This window comes from Streptomyces subrutilus (assembly GCF_001746425.1).
Classification (GTDB): domain Bacteria; phylum Actinomycetota; class Actinomycetes; order Streptomycetales; family Streptomycetaceae; genus Streptomyces; species Streptomyces subrutilus_A.
The window spans coordinates 5,189,710-5,209,763 of the sequence record NZ_MEHK01000001.1 but is presented as its reverse complement, the minus strand read 5'-3'; the positions used below and the strand labels follow the sequence as shown (position 1 = coordinate 5,209,763).

The following is a 20,054-nucleotide window of genomic DNA, read 5'->3' as shown; positions in this document are numbered from 1 at the left end:
CGGCGCCCCGGCGGCAGGGGCCGCCGCTCAGCGCCACCGCCAGGCGTGGTCCACCGGGCCGATGCCGCCGCCGAGCGGGAAGCCCGCGGCGATGGCGCCGGTGACGTACTCCTTGGCGGCCGTGACGGCCTGCGGGACGGCCAGGCCGCGGGCCAGGCCCGCCGCGATCGCGCTGGCGAGGGTGCAGCCCGTGCCGTGGGTGTGCCGGTTGTCGTGGCGGGGAGCCCGCAGCCACCGCTCCTCGGTCCCGTCGGTCAGCAGGTCCACGGCCTCGTCCCGGTGGGCCGCCAGGTGCCCGCCCTTGATCAGCGCCCACCGCGGCCCGTAGCCGAGGATCGCGCCGGCGGCCCGGCGCATGTCGTCCTCGCTCTCCACCTGCACGCCCGTGAGCTGCGCCACCTCGTCGAGGTTGGGGGTGGCCACGGTGGCGCGCGGGAGCAGCTCCTTGCGCACGGCGTCCAGCGCCGAGGCGGCGAGCAGCGCGTCGCCGTGCTTGGAGACCCCCACGGGGTCCACGACGGCCGGGGCTGGGGTGTCGGCCAGCAGGGCGGCCACGGTCTCCACGATCACGGCGGAGGAGAGCATCCCGGTCTTGACGGCCCGGACGCCGATGTCGTCCACGACGGCCCGGTACTGGGCCGTCACGGCCTCGGCGGGCAGCTCCCAGGCTCCCCGGACCCCGAGCGAGTTCTGGGCGGTCACCGCGGTCACCACGCTCATGCCGTGCACGCCGAGGGCCAGCATGGTCTTGAGGTCGGCCTGGATGCCGGCGCCGCCGCCGGAGTCGGATCCGGCGACGGTCAGGCACAGCGGCGGGGCGGTGCTCACAGGGCGCTGTCCTCGGTGGCCGGGTCGGTCCCGAAGTGGTCCCAGCCGCCGGTGCTGGTCCACGGCGCGCCGTCCACGGTGACCTGGGGCAGCGCGGAGCGGTTCAGCACCTCGCCGATGACCTTCCAGCGGGCCGGGAGCTTCACGTCGGGCGGGAAGGTGGCCACGATGGCGTGGTCCTCTCCCCCGGTGAGCACCCACTGCAGCGGGTCCACGCCCACGGCCTGGCCGATGTCGTGCATCTGCGTGGGGATGTCGACGGACCCCGAGCGCAGGTCGATACGCACCTTGCTGGCCTCGGCGATGTGCCCGAGGTCGGCGATCAGCCCGTCGCTGACGTCGGTCATGGCGGTGGCGCCGAGCCCGGCGGCCGCGGGGCCCGCGTGGTACGGCGGCTCGGGGCGCCGGTGCGCCTCGACGAAGGCCCGCGGGGAGCGGAACCCGCGCGAGAGGACGGCGAACCCGGCGGCGGACCAGCCGAGCCAGCCCGTGACCGCCACGACGTCGCCGGGCTGGGCTCCGGAGCGCAGCACGGGTTCGTGGTTGCGCAGGTCGCCGAGGGCGGTGATGGCGACGGTGATGGTGTCGCCGCGCACGACGTCCCCGCCGACCACGGCCGCGCCCGCGACCTGGCACTCGTCGCGGATGCCGTCCATCAGCTCGGTGGGCCAGGTGACCGGGAGTTCGGCCGGTACGACGAGGCCGAGGAGCAGTGCGGTCGGCACCGCGCCCATCGCGGCGATGTCGGCGAGGTTCTGCGCGGCGGCCTTGCGCCCGACGTCGTAGGCGGTGGACCAGTCGCGCCGGAAGTGCCTGCCTTCCAGCAGGATGTCGGTGCTCGCCACGACCCGCCGGTCCGGCGCCGACACCACCGCGGCGTCGTCGCCCGGTCCGAGGCGGACCGCCGGGGTGGTGGTGAGCCGTGAGGTGAGCTCACGAATGAGCCCGAACTCCCCCAGCTCGCCCACAGTGCCCTTCATCGCTGTGCCCCTTCTTGCCCAGTCCGCTTGCGGTCGCGAGCCCTCACAGCTCTGGGTACCGTCAACAGATACGTCAACTTCAGCTCTCCGTACGCCCCGCCGTGCGTGGCGCCGGGCTCGCGGGTCTCCCCGTGGTGCGCGGCGACGCGGTACCGTGGCGTCCCTTCTTCCCCCGGCCCTTTCGATCGTGTGGGGCCCACCCGAAGGTTAGGGGAAATGATCCTCGTGGCCGCCCTGGAGGTTCCGTGGTACAGGCGTACATCCTTATCCAGACCGAAGTGGGCAAGGCGTCGTTCGTCGCCGAGTCCATCGGCCAGATCCCGGGGGTGATCCAGGCCGAGGACGTGACGGGTCCGTACGACGTGATCGTGCGCGCCCAGGCCGACACCGTGGACGAGCTCGGCCGCATGGTCGTGGCCAAGGTCCAGCAGGTGGAGGGGATCACCCGCACCCTGACCTGCCCGGTGGTCCATCTGTAGCCCCCGTCTACTCTGGGCCGGTGATGTCCCTCCACCACCGGCCCTTCCGTGTCCGCATCGTGTCGGCCGTGCCCGCCGCGCTGGCCCTCGTGGCCGTCGCGGCGTGCTCTCCGGGCGGTTCCGAAGCCCGGGTGGACCCGCCGCCCACGCCGCCGGCCAAGGTCGCGGGGCTCTGTGCGGCACTGCACGAGGAGCTCCCGGAGACGGTGGCCGGCCTGGCGCGGACCAGGACCGAACCGGAGTCCGCGCTGACCGCCGCGTGGGGCGGCTCGGCGATCGTACTGCGGTGCGGTATCCCCAAGCCCCACGCGATGGCCGATCCGGAGCAGGAGGGCGTCGACGTGAACGGCGTCGCCTGGCTGCTGGAGAAGCTCGACGACGGCGGCTTCCGGTTCACCACGGGGATGCGGCTGGCGTACACGGAGGTCGTGGTCGACAAGGAGCATGCCACGGACGCGGGCATGCTCGTGGGACTGTCCGCGGCCGTTGCCGCGACCGTGCCGGTGGGATTCTCGTCGTACTGAGGCCCGGGGCCGCCGGCCCCTCATACCGACCGCCCGCCGGCCGGCCCCGTGAGGGCCGGCCGGCGGGCGGTCCGCGGTACGGGGCCCGGGCGGCTAGCGCAGCCCGGTGGAGCGGCGCAGGGCGGCCTGGATGAGGAGGTCCACGAGTTCCCGGTACTCGATGCCCGACTCCTGCCACATGCGCGGGTACATGGAGATCGGCGTGAAGCCCGGCATCGTGTTGATCTCGTTGATGACGAAGGTGCCGTCCTCGGTGAGGAAGAAGTCGGCGCGCACCAGGCCTTCGCAGGACGCGGCCTCGAAGGCCTCGATCGCGAGCCGCTGCACCTCGGCGGTCTGCTCCGGGGTGAGCGGGGCGGGCACGATCCCGGAGGCGGAGTCGATGTACTTCGCCTCGAAGTCGTAGAAGTCGTGGCTGGAGACCGGCGGGATCTCGGCCGGGGCGCTCGCGCGCGGGCCGTCCTCGAACTCGAGCACCCCGCACTCGATCTCGCGGCCGCGCAGCAGCGCCTCCACGATGATCTTCGGGTCGTGGAGCTGGGCCTCGCGGATCGCGGCGTCCAGGCCGGAGGCGTCGTCGACCTTGGTGATGCCGATGGAGGAGCCGGCGCGGGCGGGCTTGATGAACAGCGGCCAGCCGTGCTCGGCGGCGAAGTCCAGGATGCGGCCGCGGGCGGCGTCGCGGTCGGCGGTCCACTCGCGCGGGCGGATGGTCACGTACGGGCCGACGCGCAGCCCGAAGGAGGTGAACACCCGCTTCATGTAGTCCTTGTCCTGGCCGACGGCGGAGGCGAGGACGCCCGAGCCGACGTACGGGACCCCGGAGAGCTCCAGGAGGCCCTGGAGGGTGCCGTCCTCGCCGTAGGGGCCGTGCAGGACGGGGAAGACCACGTCGACCTCGCCCAGGGCCTTGGGGACGGCGCCGGGCTCGGTGTAGACGACCTCCCGGCTGGCGGGGTCGACCGAGAGCACGACGGCGCCGTCCTCGGAGTCGGCGAGGTCCGAGACGCTCGGCAGCTTGCGGTCGGCGATGGCCATCCGCGAGGGCTCGTCGGCGGTCAGCGCCCACCGGCCGTCCGCGGTGATGCCGATGGGCAGCACCTCGTACTTGGAGCGGTCGATGGAGCGCAGTACCGCGCCCGCCGTGACGACCGAGATGGCGTGTTCCGAGCTGCGGCCGCCGAACACGACGGCCACACGGGGCTTGCGGCCCTGCTGCTCAGGGGTCTGGGGGAGGTTCTCGCTGCTCATATCGCCACGAGGGTACCCGCTCGGACGTCCGGAAAGGAGTCAGCGGCGTTCCGGTTTGGCGCTGCGTCCCATCAGTTCCTTGAGCGCGACCAGGGTCGGCTTGCCGTGGTGGACGATGTCGACGACCGTCTCGGTGATGGGCATGTCGACGCCGTGCCGGTGGGCCAGATCGGCCACGGACTGGCAGGACTTGACTCCCTCGGCGGTCTGCCTGGTGACCGCGATGGTCTCCTCCAGGGTCATCCCGCGGCCGAGGTTGGTGCCGAACGTGTGGTTCCGGGAGAGCGGGGAGGAGCAGGTGGCGACGAGGTCGCCGAGGCCGGCGAGGCCGGAGAAGGTGAGCGGGTCGGCGCCCATCGCCAGGCCCAGGCGGGTCGTCTCGGCGAGGCCGCGGGTGATGAGCGAGCCCTTGGTGTTGTCGCCCAGGCCCATGCCGTCCGCGATCCCGACGGCGAGGCCGATGACGTTCTTGACGGCGCCGCCGAGCTCGCAGCCGACGACGTCGGTGTTGGTGTACGGGCGGAAGTACGGGGTGTGGCAGGCGGCCTGGAGGCGCTGGGCCACGGCCTCGTCCACGCAGGCGACCACGGAGGCGGCGGGCTGGCGGGCGGCGATCTCGCGGGCCAGGTTGGGGCCGGTGACCACGGCGACGCGCTCGGCGGGGACCTTGCCCACCTCCTCGATGACCTCGCTCATCCGCTTGGCGGTGCCGAGTTCGATGCCCTTCATCAGGGAGACGAGCACGGTGTCGGGGGCGAGCAGCGGCGCCCATTCGGCGAGGTTGCCGCGCAGCGTCTGGGAGGGGACGGCGAGGACGGTGAAGTCGGCGCCCCGGGCGGCCTCGGCCGGGTCGGTGGTGGCGCGGAGGTTCTCGGGGAGTTCGATCCCCGGCAGGTAGTCCGGGTTGCTCCGGCCGGTGTTGACGGCGTCGGCCAGCTCCCGGCGGCGGCCCCAGAGGGTCACCTCGCAGCCGGCGTCGGCGAGCACCATGCCGAAGGCCGTGCCCCAGGAGCCGGTTCCGAAGACGGCTGCCTTCACGGGACGTGTCACTTCATGCCCTCCCCCGCGGCCTTGTGCCGCTGTTCCGCCCTGGCCTTGCGATGGTCGTACGGCTGCTCGGGCGCGGTCTCGCCGCGCACCTCCTCCAGCAGCGCGGTGATGGCCGCCATGATGACCTCGGTGGCCTCCTTGAGCACGTCCGGCGTGGGTTCCCGGTCGTAGAAGGCGGAGAGGTCGACGGGCGGTCCCGCGAGCACCTGGAGGGTCTTGCGCGGGAAGAGCCGGACCTTGTCCTGCCGGGCGTAGGGCGGCATCGCGAGGTTCGCGCCCCACTGGGCCACCGGGATGACGGGCGCCTTGGTGATCAGAGCGACCCGGGCGGCGCCGGTCTTCCCGGCCATCGGCCACATGTCGGGATCGCGGGTAAGGGTGCCTTCCGGGTAGAAGGCCACGCATTCGCCGCGCTCGATCGCGTCCACCGCGGCCCGGAACGCGTCCAGGGCGTTGGTGCTCTCCCGGTAGACCGGGATCTGTCCCGATCCGCGCAGGATCGCGCCGACGATCGGGACCTTGAAGAGGGCCGCCTTGGCGAGCAGTCGGGGCACCCGGCCGGTGTTGTACTGGAAGTGCGCGTAGGAGAGCGGGTCCAGATACGAGTTGTGATTGACGGCGGTGATAAAGCCGCCCTCGGTTGGAATGTGCTCCATTCCCCGCCAGTCCCGCTTGAAGAGCACTACCAGCGGCGGTTTTGCGATGACCGCCGCCAGGCGGTACCAGAAGCCGATTCTGCGGCGGGACACTCGGACACCTTCCTGTTTGACCGGTGCGGGTACCTCCCGGCGGTAGCCGGGGCGGGAGCCAGGGCACCTCATCGGCCGGACAAGTGTGGCCCCGGGCCCGGTCTCTGTCGAGAACACCGTACGCCCCGCTCGCGCGAGCGGGGTCCCGGGTCGGCGGACGGAGGTGACAATGGGCCGGTACCCGACCCGGCCCTGACCTGGCCATGGGCGGGACACGTGACGCAGCGCACCGGAGGGAAGGGGTGGGTCACGAACGCCGTCTGGAGCCTGGTGGTCCCGCTGAAGCCTCTGGCGGCGGCCAAGAGCCGCCTCGCCGCCGCGGTGGGGGCCTCCCGCCCGGGGCTCGCGCTCGCGTTCGCCCAGGACACCGTGGCGGGGGCGCTGGCCTGCGCGGCGGTCGCGGATGTGGTGGTCGTCACGGACGATGCCGTGGCTTCCGGGGAGCTGTCCCGGCTGGGGGCGCGGATCGTCGCGGACAGCCCGGGGGCGGGGCTCAACGCGGCCCTGGCCCACGGGGTGCGGGCGATACGGGCCGGCCGGCCGGGGGCGGCGGTGGCCGCGATGAACGCCGATCTCCCGGCCCTGCGCCCGCCCGAATTGCTACGCGTGCTCGAAAGGGCCGCGGTATTTCCCCGGGCATTTCTGGCGGATGCGGCCGGAATCGGGACGACCTTGCTTTCCGCTGCTCCGGACGTGGAATTGGCACCCGCGTTCGGCGGGCCCTCACGGGCCCGGCATTCGGCTTCGGGAGCGGTGGAAATCGCCATGTCGGGTGTGGACAGCGTGCGCCGGGACGTGGACACGGCGCGGGACCTGCGGACGGCGCTCGCCCTCGGCGTGGGGCCCCACACCGCCCGATACAGTGCCCGTATGCAGGCGACCGCGTACACGTACGACTCCCAGACCCGCAGCGGCAGCGTGCTGCTGGACGACGGCACCCCGGTGCCCTTCGAGGCCCCGGCCTTCGACGCGGGCGGCCTGCGGCTGCTGCGGCCCGGGCAGCGGGTCCGGATCGAGACGGACGGCGAGGGCGCGGCCCTGCGGATCACCCTGGTCACGCTGCAGACCTTCTGACGCGACGCACCGCGGGCCGGTTTCCCCACGGTGGGGAAACCGGCCCGGCGTGTGTGACTCGCGCGCCTACTTCTTGCGGGCGGTGGTCTTCTTCGCGGTGGCCTTGCGCGTCGCCGTCTTCTTGGCGGGCGCCTTCGTCGCCGCGGTGGCCTTCTTGGCCGCCGGCGCGGTCTTCTTCGCCGTGGCGGTGGTCTTCTTCGCCGTGGGCGTGGCCTTCTTGGCGGCCGTGGTCTTCTTCGCCGTGGCGGTGGCCTTCTTGGCCGTGGCGGTGCTCTTCACCGCCGCCTTCTTGGCCGTGGCGGTGGTCTTCTTGGCCGTGGTCTTCTTTGCGACCGTGGTCTTCGCCGCCGCCTTCTTGGCCGTGGTGGCCTTCTTCGCGGCGGCCTTCTTGACCGTGGCGGAGGCGCCGCCGGTGAGGCTGCCCTTGGGCGCCTTCTTCACCGAGACCTCGCCGCCCTTGGGGAGCTTCTTGGTACCGCTGACCAGGTCCTTGAACCCCTGGCCCGCACGGAAGCGGGGCACCGAGGTCTTCTTGACCCGGACGCGTTCTCCGGTCTGCGGGTTGCGGGCGTAACGGGCCGGACGGTCGACCTTCTCGAACGAGCCGAAGCCCGTGACCGAGACCCGGTCGCCCGCGACGGTAGCGCGGACGATCGCGTCCAGTACCGCGTCGACAGCGTCCGCGGCCTGCTGGCGGCCGCCCAGCTTGTCGGCAATCGCTTCTACGAGCTGCGCCTTGTTCAACGTCTTCCCCTTCGGAGACTTCGCCAGAACGAATGTGTTCAAGCTTATTTCGCACGTTAGGCGGATATATACCGCAAATCAAACACGAAACGGGCTAATCACCCTAGTGCCGCAACGCCGGAGGACGTTACGGAGTTCCTTCGCATCAGTCGCCTTCAGGGAATCGACCCTCGTCGAGGTCCTTCATCAACCTGTCCAGGCGCCTTGCCGCATCGGCGAGATCGTGCTTCGCGGCGGCCGTGACGACCAACAGCTTCCGGGACAGCGCCATCCTTACGCCCTCCGGGACTTGCAGTGAGCGCACCCGTGTGTGTGCTTCTTTCAGCCGGTCCGCGACGCGTTCGTAGAGCTCAAGTTGACTGTCGCGTTCCATGCACAGATTGTGCCATCTGGGGCGAGTTGTCGCCTCACGGGGCCTCAACACACAGCTGTGCCCCCCACCGGACGGTGGGGGGCACAGTGTCGTGGACGTGATCACCCGAAGGTGAATAAGCCCTGATCAGGCTGGAATCAGGCCTGAATCGTGCGCGGCTTGAAAGCCGGGCGGGCACTTTCGTACGTGGCGATGTCGGCTTCGTTCTGAAGGGTGAGGGAGATGTCGTCCAGACCCTCCAGCAGCCTCCAGCGGGCGTTGTCGTCGAGTTCGAAATCCGCCTCGACGCCCTTGGCCCGCACCTGGCGGTCGACCAGGTCGACGGTGACCTCGGCGGTGGGGTCGGCCTCGGTCAGCTCCCACAGCCGTTCGACGGTCTCCTGGGGCAGAACCACGGTCAGCAGGCCGTTCTTCAGCGAGTTCCCGCGGAAGATGTCGGCGAAGCGGGAGGAGATGACCGTCTTGAAGCCGAAGTTCTGCAGGGCCCATACGGCGTGCTCGCGCGAGGAACCGGTGCCGAAGTCGGGGCCGGCGACCAGCACGGTCGCCCCGGCGCGCTCCGGGCGGTTGGTGACGAACTCCGGGTCCTTGCGCCAGGCCTCGAAGAGCCCGTCCTCGAACCCGTCACGGGTGATCTTCTTCAGCCAGTGGGCGGGGATGATCTGGTCGGTGTCGACGTTGCTGCGGCGCAGCGGGACGGCCCGGCCGGTGTGGGTGGTGAAGGCTTCCATGGTTCTCAGACTCCGGCGGTCGCGGGGGCGTCGGACAGGTCGGCGGGAGAGGCCAAGTGGCCCAGTACCGCGGTGGCGGCGGCCACCTGCGGGGACACCAGGTGGGTGCGCCCGCCCTTGCCCTGCCGGCCCTCGAAGTTGCGGTTGGACGTGGACGCGGAACGCTCACCGGGGGCCAGTTGGTCGGGGTTCATGCCCAGGCACATCGAGCAGCCCGCGTGCCGCCATTCGGCGCCGGCCTCCTTGAAGACCTTGTCCAGGCCCTCCTCCACGGCCTGCAGGGCGACCCGGACCGAGCCGGGGACGACCAGCATCCGTACGCCGTCGGCGACTTTGCGGCCCTCGACGATCCCGGCGACGGCGCGCAGGTCCTCGATACGGCCATTGGTGCAGGAACCTACGAAGACGGTGTCGACCTTGATCTCGCGCAGCGGCTGCCCGGCGGTCAACCCCATGTATTCCAGGGCCTTTTCGGCGGCCAGGCGCTCCGAAGCGTCCTCGTACGAAGCCGGGTCGGGGACGTTGGCCGACAGCGGCGCGCCCTGGCCCGGGTTGGTGCCCCAGGTGACGAACGGGGACAGCGCGGCGGCGTCGATGACGACCTCGGCGTCGAAGACCGCGTCGTCGTCCGTGCGCAGGGTCTTCCAGTAGGCGACCGCCGCGTCCCAGTCCTCGCCCACGGGGGCGTGGTCGCGGCCCTGGAGGTAGTCGAAGGTGGTCTGGTCGGGGGCGATCATGCCCGCCCGGGCGCCGGCCTCGATCGACATGTTGCAGATGGTCATGCGCGCTTCCATCGACAGCTGCTCGATGGCCTCGCCGCGGTATTCCAGGATGTAGCCCTGGCCGCCGCCGGTGCCGATCTTGGCGATGATCGCCAGGATCAGGTCCTTGGCCGTGACGCCCTCGCCCAGCGCGCCGGTGACGGTGATCGCCATCGTCTTGGGGCGGGCCAGCGGCAGCGTCTGGGTGGCCAGCACGTGCTCGACCTGGCTGGTGCCGATGCCGAAGGCCAGCGCGCCGAAGGCGCCGTGCGTGGAGGTGTGCGAGTCGCCGCAGACCACGGTGGTGCCGGGCTGGGTCAGGCCCAGCTGCGGCCCCACGACGTGCACGACGCCCTGCTCGACGTCGCCGAGCGAGTGCAGCCGGACACCGAACTCGGAGCAGTTCTTGCGCAGCGTCTCGAGCTGGGCCCGGGAGACCGGGTCGGCGATCGGCTTGTCGATGTCGATGGTGGGGGTGTTGTGGTCCTCGGTCGCGATGGTGAGGTCGAGGCGTCGGACCTTGCGGCCGGCCTGGCGCAGGCCTTCGAAGGCCTGGGGGCTGGTCACCTCGTGCAGCAGGTGCAGATCGATGAAGAGGAGGTCGGGCTCGCCTTCGGCGCGCCGGACGACATGGTCGTCCCAGACCTTCTCCGCGAGTGTCCTACCCATCGCTTTCCCTCCGGCCGGCCGGTTGTGCCGGCGCTTCATAGAGATCTCGTGCGCCTGACCGCCCGTACCCCACGTCCCGGACGACGGCTCGGACCCAGTGGTTCGTGGACCCGCACATACAGACTCGCTGGTTCTTGGAAAAATTGAACTTGCGTTTCACAGTGTGAGACGTGAATATCGTTTCATGGACAACTCTAGCGGCGTCGGCGTTCTCGACAAGGCAGCTCTGGTACTGAGCGCACTGGAGTCCGGTCCGGCCACCCTCGCCGGGCTGGTCGCGGCGACAGGGCTCGCACGACCCACGGCACATCGCCTTGCCGTGGCACTGGAACACCACCGGATGGTGGCGAGGGACATGCAGGGCCGGTTCATCCTCGGCCCGCGGCTGGCGGAGCTCGCCGCCGCGGCCGGCGAGGACCGCCTGCTGGCCACGGCGGGACCGGTTCTGACCCACCTCCGTGACGTGACGGGCGAGAGCGCGCAGCTCTACCGCCGTCAAGGGGACATGCGCATCTGCGTGGCGGCCGCGGAGCGGCTGTCCGGCCTGCGGGACACCGTCCCGGTGGGCTCGACGCTGCCGATGAAGGCGGGCTCCGCCGCGCAGATCCTGATGGCCTGGGAGGAGCCCGAGCGGCTCCACCGCGGCCTGCAGGGCGCGCGCTTCACGGCGACGGCGCTCTCGGGCGTACGCCGCCGCGGCTGGGCGCAGTCCATCGGCGAGCGGGAGCCCGGCGTGGCCTCCGTCTCGGCGCCGGTGCGCGGGCCCTCGAACCGGGTGGTGGCCGCGGTGTCGGTCTCCGGGCCGATCGAGCGCCTGACCCGGCACCCGGGCCGGATGCACGCCCAGGCCGTCATCGACGCGGCCGCCCGCCTCACGGAGGCCCTGCGCCGCTCCGGCTGACCCCCTCCCGCTCAGCCCCACCCGCCCCCGGGCCCGGGGGCGCGTACGACGCCGCACACGTCCGAACACGCGCCGCCGGGCCCGTACTTACGAGGGGTGCGGGCACAACGAAGAGGCCCTCCGCGATGAACGCGGAGGGCCTCTTCTGTGCGTACCCCCGACCGGATTCGAACCGGCGCTACCGCCTTGAGAGGGCGGCGTGCTAGGCCGCTACACAACGGGGGCATGCCTTGCAGCTGTCGCTGCACTGCGCTGGGCTACCAGGACTCGAACCTAGAACAAAGGAACCAGAAACCTTCGTGTTGCCAATTACACCATAGCCCAAAGTGGTCTATACCAGACCAACAGTACCCCCGACCGGATTCGAACCGGCGCTACCGCCTTGAGAGGGCGGCGTGCTAGGCCGCTACACAACGGGGGCCCTAGCGATCCTGCATCAAGACGTACGGGAGCTACCCAGGACACCTCACGGGAAGGATCTGTACCCCCGACCGGATTCGAACCGGCGCTACCGCCTTGAGAGGGCGGCGTGCTAGGCCGCTACACAACGGGGGCAAAGCACTGCGTTACTACTGCACTGCGCTGGGGTACCAGGACTCGAACCTAGAATAAGGGAACCAGAAACCCTCGTGTTGCCAATTACACTATACCCCACCAAAAGTCAACCCCCTGTGGGGTTTTCTTTCGAGTGGCGCCTCCGTCCGGCCTTTCGGCCCGCTCCGGCGGCGCAGAAAGAACATTACCGGATGCCTGACCGTGCTCCAAAACGGGTATCGGCGGCCAGCAGCTCCGGGAGCAGGTCAAGACCCTCGATACGGTGCACGCCGTCGGGTCCGTCCCCCCGGCCGCCGTCGCGGTCGAGCCAGATCGCGAGCAGCCCGGCGTCACGGGCTCCGCGTGCGTCGATCTCCGGCTGGTCCCCCACGTACGCCACCTCGGCGGGCGGCAGCCCCAGCGCCTCGCAGGCGGCGAGGAAGGCCCCGGCCTCGGGCTTGCTGATGCCGAGCTCCACGGCGCAGACCAGCACCTCGAAGCGGTCGCGCAGGCCGAGGTCGCGCAGCTTGGGGTCCTGGTTGACGGTGGAGGAGTTGGTGAGCACCCCGTGCCGGTAGCCGGCCGCGAGGGCGTCGAGTACGGGCACCACGTCGGGGAAGACCGTCCAGGCGGCCTTGTAGTGCGCGACGTACTGGTCGAACCAGGCGTCGGCCTCGCCGTCGGTCATCGCGGGCCGCTCGAGGAACTCCCGCACCCGGTCGCGCCGCTGCCCCTGGAAGGTGCCCTCGCCCGCGGCGAAGCGCGCCCAGTTGCGGTCGGTGATCTCCCGCCACAGCGCGAGGGCCTGCGCGGGGGTGCCGTACCGCGCCGCGATGCGCTCGGCTTGCAGATGCCGGGAGAGCCCGGCGGCGTCGGCCCCCGTGTAGTCGAACAGGGTGTCGTCGATGTCCCACAGCACGGCACGGATCGGCATACGGCCGAGCCTACGCCCGCGCCCGGGGCCGCGCGGGCCGTTCCGCGGCATCGCCGCAGGCGGCGCCGCGAAACGCCCGCAGGGGGCGGCGTACCGGAGGTCCGGCCGCCGCCCCCTGCGGGACGGGACGTACGGGAGTGCTACGCGGCGAGCTTGGCCAGGGCCGCGTCGATGCGGGACAGGGAGCGGTCCTTGCCCAGGATCTGGAGGGACTCGAAGAGCGGCAGGCCGACCGTGCGGCCGGTCACGGCCACGCGGACCGGGGCCTGGGCCTTGCCGAGCTTGAGGCCGTGGGCCTCGCCGGCGGTCAGGACGGCCTGCTTGAGGGACTCCGGGTCGTTCCAGTCGGCGGTGGAGAGGTTCTCGCGGGCGGTGGTCAGCAGGGCCGCGGGCTCGCCCTTCATCGCCTTGTCCCACGAGGCCTGGTCCTCGACCGGCTCCTTGCGGAACAGGAAGTCGACGTTGGCGGTGATGTCCGACAGGACCGTCACCCGGGTCTGGGCGTACGGCGCGATGCGCTCCCAGGCCTCGGCGTCGAAGTCCTCGGGCTCCCAGTTGGCGTGCGGGGCCCGCAGCCACGGGGCGCAGGCGTCCGCGAAGGCCTTCGGGTCCAGCAGGCGGATGTGGTCGCCGTTGATCGACTCGGCCTTCTTGAGGTCGAAGCGGGCCGGGTTGGCGTTGACCCCGTCGATGTCGAACTTCGACACCATCTCCTCGATCGTGAAGACGTCCTGGTCCTTGGAGAAGGACCAGCCGAGGAGCGAGAGGTAGTTCAGCAGGCCCTCGGGGAGGAAGCCGCGCTCGCGGTACAGGTTGAGCGAGGCCTCGGGGTCGCGCTTGGAGAGCTTCTTGTTGCCCTCGCCCATGACGTACGGCAGGTGGCCGAAGGCGGGGGTGGTCTTGGCGACGCCCAGCTCGATCAGCGCCTTGTACAGGGCGATCTGGCGGGGGGTGGAGGACAGCAGGTCCTCGCCGCGCAGGACGTGCGTGATCTCCATCAGCGCGTCGTCCACCGGGTTGACCAGCGTGTACAGCGGGGCGCCGTTGGCCCGGACGATGCCGAAGTCCGGCACGTTCTCCGGGGTGAAGGACAGCTCGCCGCGGACCAGGTCCGTGAAGGTGATGGTCTCGTCGGGCATCCGGAAGCGGACGATCGAGCTGCGGTGCTCGCCCTGGTAGGCCTCGAGCTGCACGGTGGTGAGCTCGCGGCAGTGGCCGTCGTAGCCGGAGGGCTTGCCGGCGGCGCGGGCGGCCGCGCGGCGCGCGTCGAGCTCCTCGGTGGTGCAGTAGCAGCGGTAGGCGTAGCCGCCCTCCAGGAGCCTGCGCGCGACGTCCTTGTAGACGTCCATGCGCTCGGACTGCCGGTACGGGGCGTGCGGGCCGCCGACCTCGGGGCCCTCGTCCCAGGTGAAGCCGAGCCAGCGCAGCGAGTCGAGCAGCTGCTCGTACGACTCCTCGGAGTCCCGGGCCGCGTCGGTGTCCTCGATCCGGAAGACGAACGTACCGCCGTGGTGGCGGGCGAACGCCCAGTTGAACAGGGCGGTGCGGACCAGACCCACGTGGGGGTTGCCGGTCGGGGAGGGACAGAAACGTACGCGGGGGGGGTTCGCGTTAGCCACGCTTGATCACCTTGTTGGTGAGAGTGCCGATGCCTTCGATGGTGACGGCGACCTCGTCGCCGACGTTGAGGGGTCCGACGCCGGCCGGGGTCCCCGTGAGGATGACGTCGCCCGGGAGCAGCGTCATGGCCTCGGTGATGTGGACGATCAGGTCCTCGATGGAGCGGACCATGTCGCTGGTGCGGCCGAGCTGGCGCTGTTCGCCGTTGACCGTGCACTGGATGGTCAGGTCGCGCGGGTCCAGGTCGGTCTCGATCCAGGGGCCGAGGGGGCAGGAGCTGTCGAAGCCCTTGGCCCGCGCCCACTGCTTCTCGCGCTGCTGGACATCGCGAGCGGTGACGTCGTTGGCGCAGGTGTAGCCGAGGATGACGTCCTTGACCCGCTCCCTGGGGACCTCGCGGCACATGCGGCCGATGACCACGGCGAGCTCCGCCTCGTGGTGCAGGTCCTGGGAGAAGGAGGGGTACGTGATCGGGTCGCCCGAGCCGACCACCGAGGTGGAGGGCTTGAAGAAGGTGAGGGGGGCGTCCGGGACCTCGTTGCCGAGCTCCGCCGCGTGCTCCGCGTAGTTGCGGCCGACGGCCACGACCTTGTTCGGGAGCACGGGCGGCAGCAGGCGCACCTTGCTCAGCGGGACCTTCGTGCCGGAGAGCTCGAAGTCCGCGAACGGGATGCCCTTGATGATGTCGAGGACGAGCTCGCCTTCGGCGCCGGGGGCGGCATCGCCCTCGACCGCCCCGAAGGCGACATTGCCGTCGATCGAGAACCTGGCGATGCGCACGTGTTGCGTCTGCCCCTCTGTATGTCCGCTGGCTGGAGTCTGCGGCTCCAGGCTAACGCGGTCGGCAGGGGCGCTTCGCCCTCATTTGGTGGGGGCTACTGCGCGGCGGCTGCCACCGGGGCGTCCATCAGGATCGTGCGCCGGGGGTTGGCGGTCTGCGTCGGCAGCTCGACGGCGTGCTCCGGGGTGGCCGGGGCCGCCTGCAGCTCCTCGGCGTCCTGGAGGTGCGCGAGGGTGGTGCGGCGGGGGTTGGCTATGTTGCGGAACATCGTCGTCGTCTTCATCGGGGTTCGGGGTCCTCGGTTCGATCTGGATGTCGGTCGTGGCGTGCGCCGGCACGTGGCGCCAACCCTTCAAGGGGTAAGGCTAAACATCCGAATCCCTCACGGAACCGGGAAGTAATGGCCACAGCCGTGTGAGTTTGCTCACCAGCGACCCGGCATTACCGGCATAACGGACAGTCAACTCCCCGCCACGAAACGGACATTGCCCCACTGAATGCGCCATTCCGCTCCTGATCATGGCGACTGGGACACCTTGCCAGTCACCGTGTTTGCATGGTGTAAGTCCGGTTTCTCCCGAAAGGGACCCCACATGGGGTAGCCCTGCTGTCACAAGCCGTCACCGGCCCCCCGGCCGGATGCTCGCACCTTGTTGGAGATCCTCCACTGTGCTGGAATTCGCGGGACCGCCGCGGGAATGAGCCGGCGCCAGGTGGCGCGACACAGCGCCGAGCGCGGCGGCAAGGAGAGGGAGACGCGCCGGTCACCGACGACCACCATGGGGCCGTCAGTGCCCCACGACTCGACACCGTCCCACCGGTCACCCGGCGGGACGCCTGGTCCAGAGGTTGCGACGCTAGTGCAGGGACGATTCAAGAGGGATGGCAAGGGGTCTCCCCAGGCCCGCCAGGGCCGAGGGGAAGCCGCGGCTGACCAGGAGCCTCGCGGCGGGACCGACCGTGGCTCCTCGCCCCAGCACGCCCAGAACCGCGGGCCGGCTGTCGAGGGCGCGGGCTCGGACGTCTCCGCCTCGGTGAAGGCGAGGGCGAGGGGACGCGGCAAGCCCGTCAAGGCCCAGGCCGGGTCGGTCGAGCAGGACGTGGCGATACCGAAGGCCCCCAGTGGGCCCGGTTCCCGTCTCGCCATGCAGAACTGGCGCATCAGCACGCGACTGGTGTCGCTGCTGACCCTGCCCGTCGTCGCCGCCACCACGCTCGGTGGCGTCCGCATCAACGACTCGCTCAACGACATCGCGCAGCTCGAGCACATGCAGCTGCTGACGACGATGACCCGGCAGGCCACCAACCTGGCCGCCGCGCTCCAGGAGGAGCGCGACAAGTCCGCGGGTCCGCTGTCCGCCGACAAGACCGGCAAGGTCAACAGCACCGTCAAGGGCGTCCGCGAGCACACCGACGCCGCCGCCGACGCCTTCGCCCGTGCGACCGACAAGGTCGACAGCACGGAGGACAAGGACGAGACGCTCAAGTCGATCCGCAACAACATCCTGCAGATCGGCCGCCAGATCGCGACCCTCGACGAGATCCGCACCAAGGCGTACGCCAACGGCGCCCAGCAGACCGTCACCGAGTACAACAGCCTCATCGTCTCGCTGCTCTCGCTCTCCCAGGACATGGCGCAGGCCACCTCCAGCCCGGAGATGATCAAGCGCACGCGCGCCCTGGCGGCCTTCTCCGCCGCCAAGGAGTACGCCTCCGTGCAGCGCGCGGTCATCGCCGCCGCGCTGCCCGACAGCAACGACCGGCAGGGCGAGCTGAAGGAGAACGACCGTCTGTACGCCCTGTCCGCGCTCAAGGGCGAGCAGCAGTCGAAGAAGACCTTCGAGCTGGTCTACCAGGGCAGGTCCGAGGAGCTCCTCGCGTCCCTCGGCGACGGCAACACCGAGATCGGCACCGCCGACCACTACGCGCGCCGTGTGCTGACCAGCAAGGACCAGTTCCTCAAGGAGAAGAACCGGTCCTGGATGGACTGGTACGACGCCGACGACGTCAAGCTCCAGGCGATGGGCCGCATCGAGCTGTCCCTGCTCGAGGACATGGAGCAGAAGGCCCGCGAGCTGAAGAACGAGTCGCAGCAGGACGCCATCATCAACGGTGCGCTGATCCTCCTCGTCCTCGGTGTCTCCCTCGTCGGCGCCTTCGTCATGGCCCGCTCGATGATCCGCTCGCTGCGCCGCCTGCAGGACACCGCGACCCGCGTCGCGCAGGACCGCCTCCCCGAGCTCGTCAAGCAGCTCTCCGAGTCCGACCCGCAGGACGTGGACACGTCCGTGGAGTCGGTCGGCCTGCACACCCGCGACGAGATCGGCCAGGTGGCCGCGGCCTTCGACGACGTGCACCGCGAGGCCGTCCGCCTCGCCGCCGAGCAGGCCCTCCTGCGGGGCAACGTCAACGCGATGTTCACCAACCTCTCGCGCCGCTCGCAGGGCCTCATCCAGCGTCAGCTCTCGCTCATCTCCGAGCTGGAGTCGCGCGAGGCGGACCCGGACCAGCTGTCCTCGCTCTTCAAGCTCGACCACCTCGCGACCCGCATGCGCCGTAACGGCGAAAACCTCCTCGTCCTCGCGGGCGAGGAGCCGGGCCGCCGGTGGACCCGCCCCGTCCCGCTCGTCGACGTGCTCCGCGCCGCCGCGTCCGAGGTGGAGCAGTACGAGCGCATCGAGCTGGCGGCGGTGCCCGGCACCGATGTCGCCGGCCGCGTCGTCAACGACCTCGTGCACCTCCTGGCCGAGCTGCTGGAGAACGCCACCTCGTTCTCCTCCCCGCAGACCAAGGTCAAGGTGACCGGCCACGCGCTGCCCGACGGCCGCGTGCTGGTCGAGATCCACGACACCGGTATCGGCCTCTCCCCCGAGGACCTCGCCGCGATCAACGAGCGGCTCGCGTCGCCGCCGACCGTGGACGTCTCCGTCTCCCGCCGCATGGGCCTGTTCGTGGTCGGCCGCCTGTCCCTGCGACACGGCATCCGCATCCAGCTGCGCCCCTCCGACTCGGGCGGTACGACGGCCCTCGTCATGCTGCCGGTGGACGTCGCCCAGGGCGGCAAGAAGCCGGGCGGCCAGGCGCCGGGTCCGCAGGGCGGACCCGGCGGCGGCCAGGGCGGACCCGGCGGGCAGGCCTCCGTGCCCGGCGCGGGCTCCCGTCCCCCGGTGGGCGCGGCTCCGCAGCGCGGCCAGGTCGCCCCGGGCGGCCAGCGTGCCGCGCTGCCCGGACGCGACGGCGCCCAGGGCCAGCAGCGTCCGCAGGGCGGCCAGAACCAGCAGGGTGCGCAGAACCAGCAGGGCTCCCAGGGCGGTTGGTCCCCCCAGCAGGGCGGCCCCGTCGCTCCCGGCGCCCGCCCGCAGCAGGGTGCGACGACCAACGGGCAGGGCCAGGCCGGCTTCGGCTCCGGTGCGCCGCTGGCGGGTCGCGGCCCGCAGGCCCGTCCGGCCGCCGCGCCCACCGCGTCCGGCCAGCCCGGCTTCCCGCAGGGCAACGGCTTCGAGCGTCCGCAGCAGCCCCAGCAGCAGGCCCAGCCGCAGCAGCAGCCGGCCGCCCCCGCGGCGCCGGCCCCGCGCGGCGCCCGGCCGCAGCTTCCGCCGCGCGGCGGTGCTCTGCGGCCCGAGCTCCCCGGTCCGCAGACCACCAGCTGGGGCGCCGACCAGGCCCGCGGCCACGACGAGCTCGCGGGCCCCGGCTCGACGGCCGAGTTCGCCCGCCCGGACTTCAACGCCCCGATGCCCCAGGCGAACGCCGGCGGCAACAGCACGACCGGGCAGTTCGAGCGTCCGGACGTACGCGGCCCCGTGGACCCGTCCGCCACCGGACAGTTCGCCCGCCCGGCCCCCTACCCGTCGAGCGGTCAGCCCCAGCGCCCCGGCGGTCCCGGTGTCGGCGGCCTCGCCCGTCAGCCCCAGGCCCCGCAGCAGCCGCAGGCCCCGCAGCAGTACCAGCAGCCCCAGGCTCCGCAGCGCGCGGAGGCCCCCGGTCTGCCGCAGGCCCCCCGGCCCGAGGCGCTGCCCCCGGCGCCGAGCTCCGGCGACGCCCGCAGCCCCATCTTCGACACCCTGGAGTCGAACTGGTTCCGCGAGGAGGGCCAGCAGCCCGCCGCGCAGGCACCTTCCGTACCGCGGCAGCCGCAGCAGTCCGCCCCGGCGGCCCCTGCTGGCCAGCTGCCGCAGCGCGGCCAGGCACCGGCCGAGTCCGCGACCGCGGCGACCGGCGCCACGCCGACCGTCAGCTGGCGGTCCTCCCCCAACGACGAGCTGATGCGGCAGGCCGAACGGGTCCGCCAGCCCGCCGCGGGCGGCATCACCACGTCGGGGCTGCCCCGCCGGGTCCCGCGGGCGAACCTCGTGGCCGGCACGGCGCAGCAGCAGGCCGACGCGCAGGCCGGTCCGCAGGTCTCGCGGGCACCGGACGACGTCCGCGGCCGTCTGACCAACCTCAGGCGCGGTATCCAGCAGGGCCGCCAGGCCGGCAACAGCGGCCCGGCTACCGGCAGTTACCACATCGACCCCACTTACCAGCAGGAGCGATAGTTGAGTTCGATGAGCCAGGCGGCACAGAACCTGAACTGGTTGATCACCAACTTCGTGGACAACACCCCTGGGGTGTCCCACACCGTGGTGGTCTCCGCCGACGGACTCCTTCTGGCGATGTCCGAAGGATTCCCCCGCGACCGCGCCGATCAGCTGGCGGCCGTGGCCTCCGGGCTGACCTCGCTGACCGCCGGAGCCTCCCGCATCTTCGAGGGCGGCGCCGTCAACCAGACCGTGGTCGAGATGGACCGCGGGTTCCTCTTCCTCATGTCCGTCTCGGACGGATCCTCCCTGGCCGTACTGGCGCACCCCGAGTGCGACATCGGCCTCGTCGGCTACGAGATGGCCCTCCTCGTGGACCGCGCCGGCAGCGTCCTGACCCCGGACCTGCGCGCGGAACTGCAGGGAAGCCTGCTCACCTGACTCCCCCTCCCCCGGCCGGACGGTACTAACGGCCGGGGGCCCGGAGCATTCGCACCGGAACCCAGTACCACCACCAGGCCGTCATACCGTCCCCCCACCGGCCGCCCCGT

The 20,054-nt window shown here is 71.4% G+C and carries 18 protein-coding genes, 5 tRNA genes and 1 pseudogene; 6 read left to right on the top strand and 18 right to left on the bottom strand.

Annotation, left to right across the window (positions count from 1 at the left end):
- Positions 1-27: 27 nt before the first annotated feature.
- A complete protein-coding gene (thiD, locus tag BGK67_RS24600; RefSeq protein ID WP_069922113.1) occupies positions 28-828 on the bottom strand; it encodes a bifunctional hydroxymethylpyrimidine kinase/phosphomethylpyrimidine kinase in 801 nt (266 codons plus the stop codon).
- Entirely contained in the window at positions 825-1,808 is a 984-nt protein-coding gene (locus BGK67_RS24595) for a thiamine-phosphate kinase (protein WP_069922112.1), read from the bottom strand. Before BGK67_RS24595 ends, thiD begins: the two co-directional genes overlap by 4 nt.
- Positions 1,809-2,053: 245 nt before the next feature.
- On the opposite strand from BGK67_RS24595, the gene BGK67_RS24590 reads away from it, so the two are divergent.
- Positions 2,054-2,287, top strand: coding sequence for an Lrp/AsnC family transcriptional regulator (locus BGK67_RS24590; protein WP_030028650.1), 234 nt, complete (start codon positions 2,054-2,056; stop codon positions 2,285-2,287).
- 23 nt (positions 2,288-2,310) lie between these two features.
- Positions 2,311-2,811 (top strand): DUF3515 family protein, encoded by a 501-nt coding sequence (locus BGK67_RS24585; RefSeq protein WP_069922111.1) that lies wholly within the window; start codon positions 2,311-2,313, stop codon positions 2,809-2,811.
- Between the two features lie 93 nt (positions 2,812-2,904).
- Here the strand turns inward: BGK67_RS24585 and BGK67_RS24580 are convergent, their stop codons facing one another.
- Genes BGK67_RS24580 through BGK67_RS24570 form a run of 3 tightly spaced genes read right to left on the bottom strand, consistent with a single transcriptional unit; the run spans position 2,905 to position 5,861 of the window.
- A complete protein-coding gene (locus tag BGK67_RS24580) occupies positions 2,905-4,062 on the bottom strand; it encodes a D-alanine--D-alanine ligase family protein (protein WP_069922110.1) in 1,158 nt (385 codons plus the stop codon).
- 39 nt (positions 4,063-4,101) lie between these two features.
- Positions 4,102-5,112 (bottom strand): NAD(P)H-dependent glycerol-3-phosphate dehydrogenase, encoded by a 1,011-nt coding sequence (locus BGK67_RS24575; protein ID WP_069922109.1) that lies wholly within the window; start codon positions 5,110-5,112, stop codon positions 4,102-4,104.
- Positions 5,109-5,861, bottom strand: coding sequence for a lysophospholipid acyltransferase family protein (locus BGK67_RS24570; protein WP_069922108.1), 753 nt, complete (start codon positions 5,859-5,861; stop codon positions 5,109-5,111). Before BGK67_RS24570 ends, BGK67_RS24575 begins: the two co-directional genes overlap by 4 nt.
- Before the next feature lie 216 nt (positions 5,862-6,077).
- Between BGK67_RS24570 and cofC the strand changes: the two are divergent.
- Positions 6,078-6,728, top strand: a pseudogene (gene cofC / locus BGK67_RS24565) (2-phospho-L-lactate guanylyltransferase); the annotation flags it as partial.
- Between the two features lie 273 nt (positions 6,729-7,001).
- Here cofC and BGK67_RS24560 read toward each other — a convergent pair.
- The 4 genes from BGK67_RS24560 to leuC all read right to left on the bottom strand — a co-directional run bounded on the left by BGK67_RS24560 (position 7,002) and on the right by leuC (position 10,213).
- Positions 7,002-7,679 carry an HU family DNA-binding protein gene (locus tag BGK67_RS24560; RefSeq protein WP_069922107.1) on the bottom strand — a complete coding sequence of 226 codons (678 nt, stop codon included), beginning with the start codon at positions 7,677-7,679 and terminating at the stop codon, positions 7,002-7,004.
- 145 nt (positions 7,680-7,824) lie between these two features.
- Entirely contained in the window at positions 7,825-8,052 is a 228-nt protein-coding gene (locus BGK67_RS24555) for an SCO5555 family protein (RefSeq protein WP_069922106.1), read from the bottom strand.
- Positions 8,053-8,189: 137 nt separating this feature from the next.
- The gene (gene leuD / locus BGK67_RS24550) at positions 8,190-8,783 is read right to left on the bottom strand and encodes a 3-isopropylmalate dehydratase small subunit (protein WP_069922105.1); all 594 of its coding nucleotides are present in this window, start codon (positions 8,781-8,783) and stop codon (positions 8,190-8,192) included.
- Between the two features lie 5 nt (positions 8,784-8,788).
- On the bottom strand, positions 8,789-10,213 hold the full coding sequence (gene leuC, locus BGK67_RS24545; RefSeq protein WP_069922104.1) for a 3-isopropylmalate dehydratase large subunit: 1,425 nt from the start codon (positions 10,211-10,213) through the stop codon (positions 8,789-8,791).
- 184 nt (positions 10,214-10,397) lie between these two features.
- Between leuC and ndgR the strand changes: the two genes are divergently transcribed.
- Positions 10,398-11,114, top strand: a complete 717-nt coding sequence (gene ndgR / locus BGK67_RS24540; RefSeq protein ID WP_030304142.1) for an IclR family transcriptional regulator NdgR — start codon at positions 10,398-10,400, stop codon at positions 11,112-11,114.
- Positions 11,115-11,266: 152 nt separating this feature from the next.
- Here the strand turns inward: ndgR and BGK67_RS24535 are convergent.
- The 9 genes from BGK67_RS24535 to BGK67_RS24495 form a co-directional block, all read right to left on the bottom strand.
- Positions 11,267-11,339 (bottom strand) — tRNA-Glu (locus BGK67_RS24535).
- 27 nt (positions 11,340-11,366) lie between these two features.
- Positions 11,367-11,438: transfer RNA gene (locus BGK67_RS24530), tRNA-Gln, on the bottom strand.
- Positions 11,439-11,462: 24 nt separating this feature from the next.
- Positions 11,463-11,535: transfer RNA gene (locus BGK67_RS24525), tRNA-Glu, on the bottom strand.
- A gap of 61 nt (positions 11,536-11,596) precedes the next feature.
- Positions 11,597-11,669: transfer RNA gene (locus BGK67_RS24520), tRNA-Glu, on the bottom strand.
- A 27-nt stretch (positions 11,670-11,696) separates the two neighbouring features.
- Positions 11,697-11,768 (bottom strand) — tRNA-Gln (locus tag BGK67_RS24515).
- An 85-nt stretch (positions 11,769-11,853) separates the two neighbouring features.
- Complete coding sequence (locus tag BGK67_RS24510; protein ID WP_069922103.1) at positions 11,854-12,582, bottom strand: HAD family hydrolase; 729 nt, start codon at positions 12,580-12,582, stop codon at positions 11,854-11,856.
- Between the two features lie 140 nt (positions 12,583-12,722).
- Positions 12,723-14,201 carry a glutamate--tRNA ligase gene (gene gltX, locus BGK67_RS24505; RefSeq protein WP_079154354.1) on the bottom strand — a complete coding sequence of 493 codons (1,479 nt, stop codon included), beginning with the start codon at positions 14,199-14,201 and terminating at the stop codon, positions 12,723-12,725.
- Positions 14,194-14,982, bottom strand: a complete 789-nt coding sequence (locus BGK67_RS24500) for a fumarylacetoacetate hydrolase family protein (RefSeq protein ID WP_069922101.1) — start codon at positions 14,980-14,982, stop codon at positions 14,194-14,196. The genes gltX and BGK67_RS24500 overlap by 8 nt, the downstream gene beginning before the upstream one ends.
- A 95-nt stretch (positions 14,983-15,077) precedes the next feature.
- A complete protein-coding gene (locus tag BGK67_RS24495) occupies positions 15,078-15,266 on the bottom strand; it encodes a hypothetical protein (protein ID WP_069922100.1) in 189 nt (62 codons plus the stop codon).
- A 577-nt stretch (positions 15,267-15,843) separates the two neighbouring features.
- Between BGK67_RS24495 and BGK67_RS24490 the strand changes: the two genes are divergently transcribed.
- On the top strand, positions 15,844-19,521 hold the full coding sequence (locus BGK67_RS24490) for a sensor histidine kinase (protein WP_069922099.1): 3,678 nt from the start codon (positions 15,844-15,846) through the stop codon (positions 19,519-19,521).
- A 9-nt stretch (positions 19,522-19,530) separates the two neighbouring features.
- Entirely contained in the window at positions 19,531-19,944 is a 414-nt protein-coding gene (locus BGK67_RS24485) for a roadblock/LC7 domain-containing protein (protein WP_069922098.1), read from the top strand.
- Positions 19,945-20,054 lie beyond the last annotated feature (110 nt).

Bases quoted from the DNA above. Each gene is read 5' to 3' on its own strand.
- BGK67_RS24595 (WP_069922112.1), bottom strand. From the start codon at position 1,808: ATGAAGGGCACTGTGGGCGAGCTGGGGGAGTTCGGGCTCATTCGTGAG.
- BGK67_RS24585 (WP_069922111.1), top strand. From the start codon at position 2,311: ATGTCCCTCCACCACCGGCCCTTCCGTGTCCGCATCGTGTCGGCCGTG.
- BGK67_RS24580 (WP_069922110.1), bottom strand. From the start codon at position 4,062: ATGAGCAGCGAGAACCTCCCCCAGACCCCTGAGCAGCAGGGCCGCAAG.
- BGK67_RS24555 (WP_069922106.1), bottom strand. From the start codon at position 8,052: ATGGAACGCGACAGTCAACTTGAGCTCTACGAACGCGTCGCGGACCGG.
- leuD (WP_069922105.1), bottom strand. From the start codon at position 8,783: ATGGAAGCCTTCACCACCCACACCGGCCGGGCCGTCCCGCTGCGCCGC.
- leuC (WP_069922104.1), bottom strand. From the start codon at position 10,213: ATGGGTAGGACACTCGCGGAGAAGGTCTGGGACGACCATGTCGTCCGG.
- ndgR (WP_030304142.1), top strand. From the start codon at position 10,398: ATGGACAACTCTAGCGGCGTCGGCGTTCTCGACAAGGCAGCTCTGGTA.
- BGK67_RS24510 (WP_069922103.1), bottom strand. From the start codon at position 12,582: ATGCCGATCCGTGCCGTGCTGTGGGACATCGACGACACCCTGTTCGAC.
- BGK67_RS24495 (WP_069922100.1), bottom strand. From the start codon at position 15,266: ATGAAGACGACGACGATGTTCCGCAACATAGCCAACCCCCGCCGCACC.
- BGK67_RS24485 (WP_069922098.1), top strand. From the start codon at position 19,531: ATGAGCCAGGCGGCACAGAACCTGAACTGGTTGATCACCAACTTCGTG.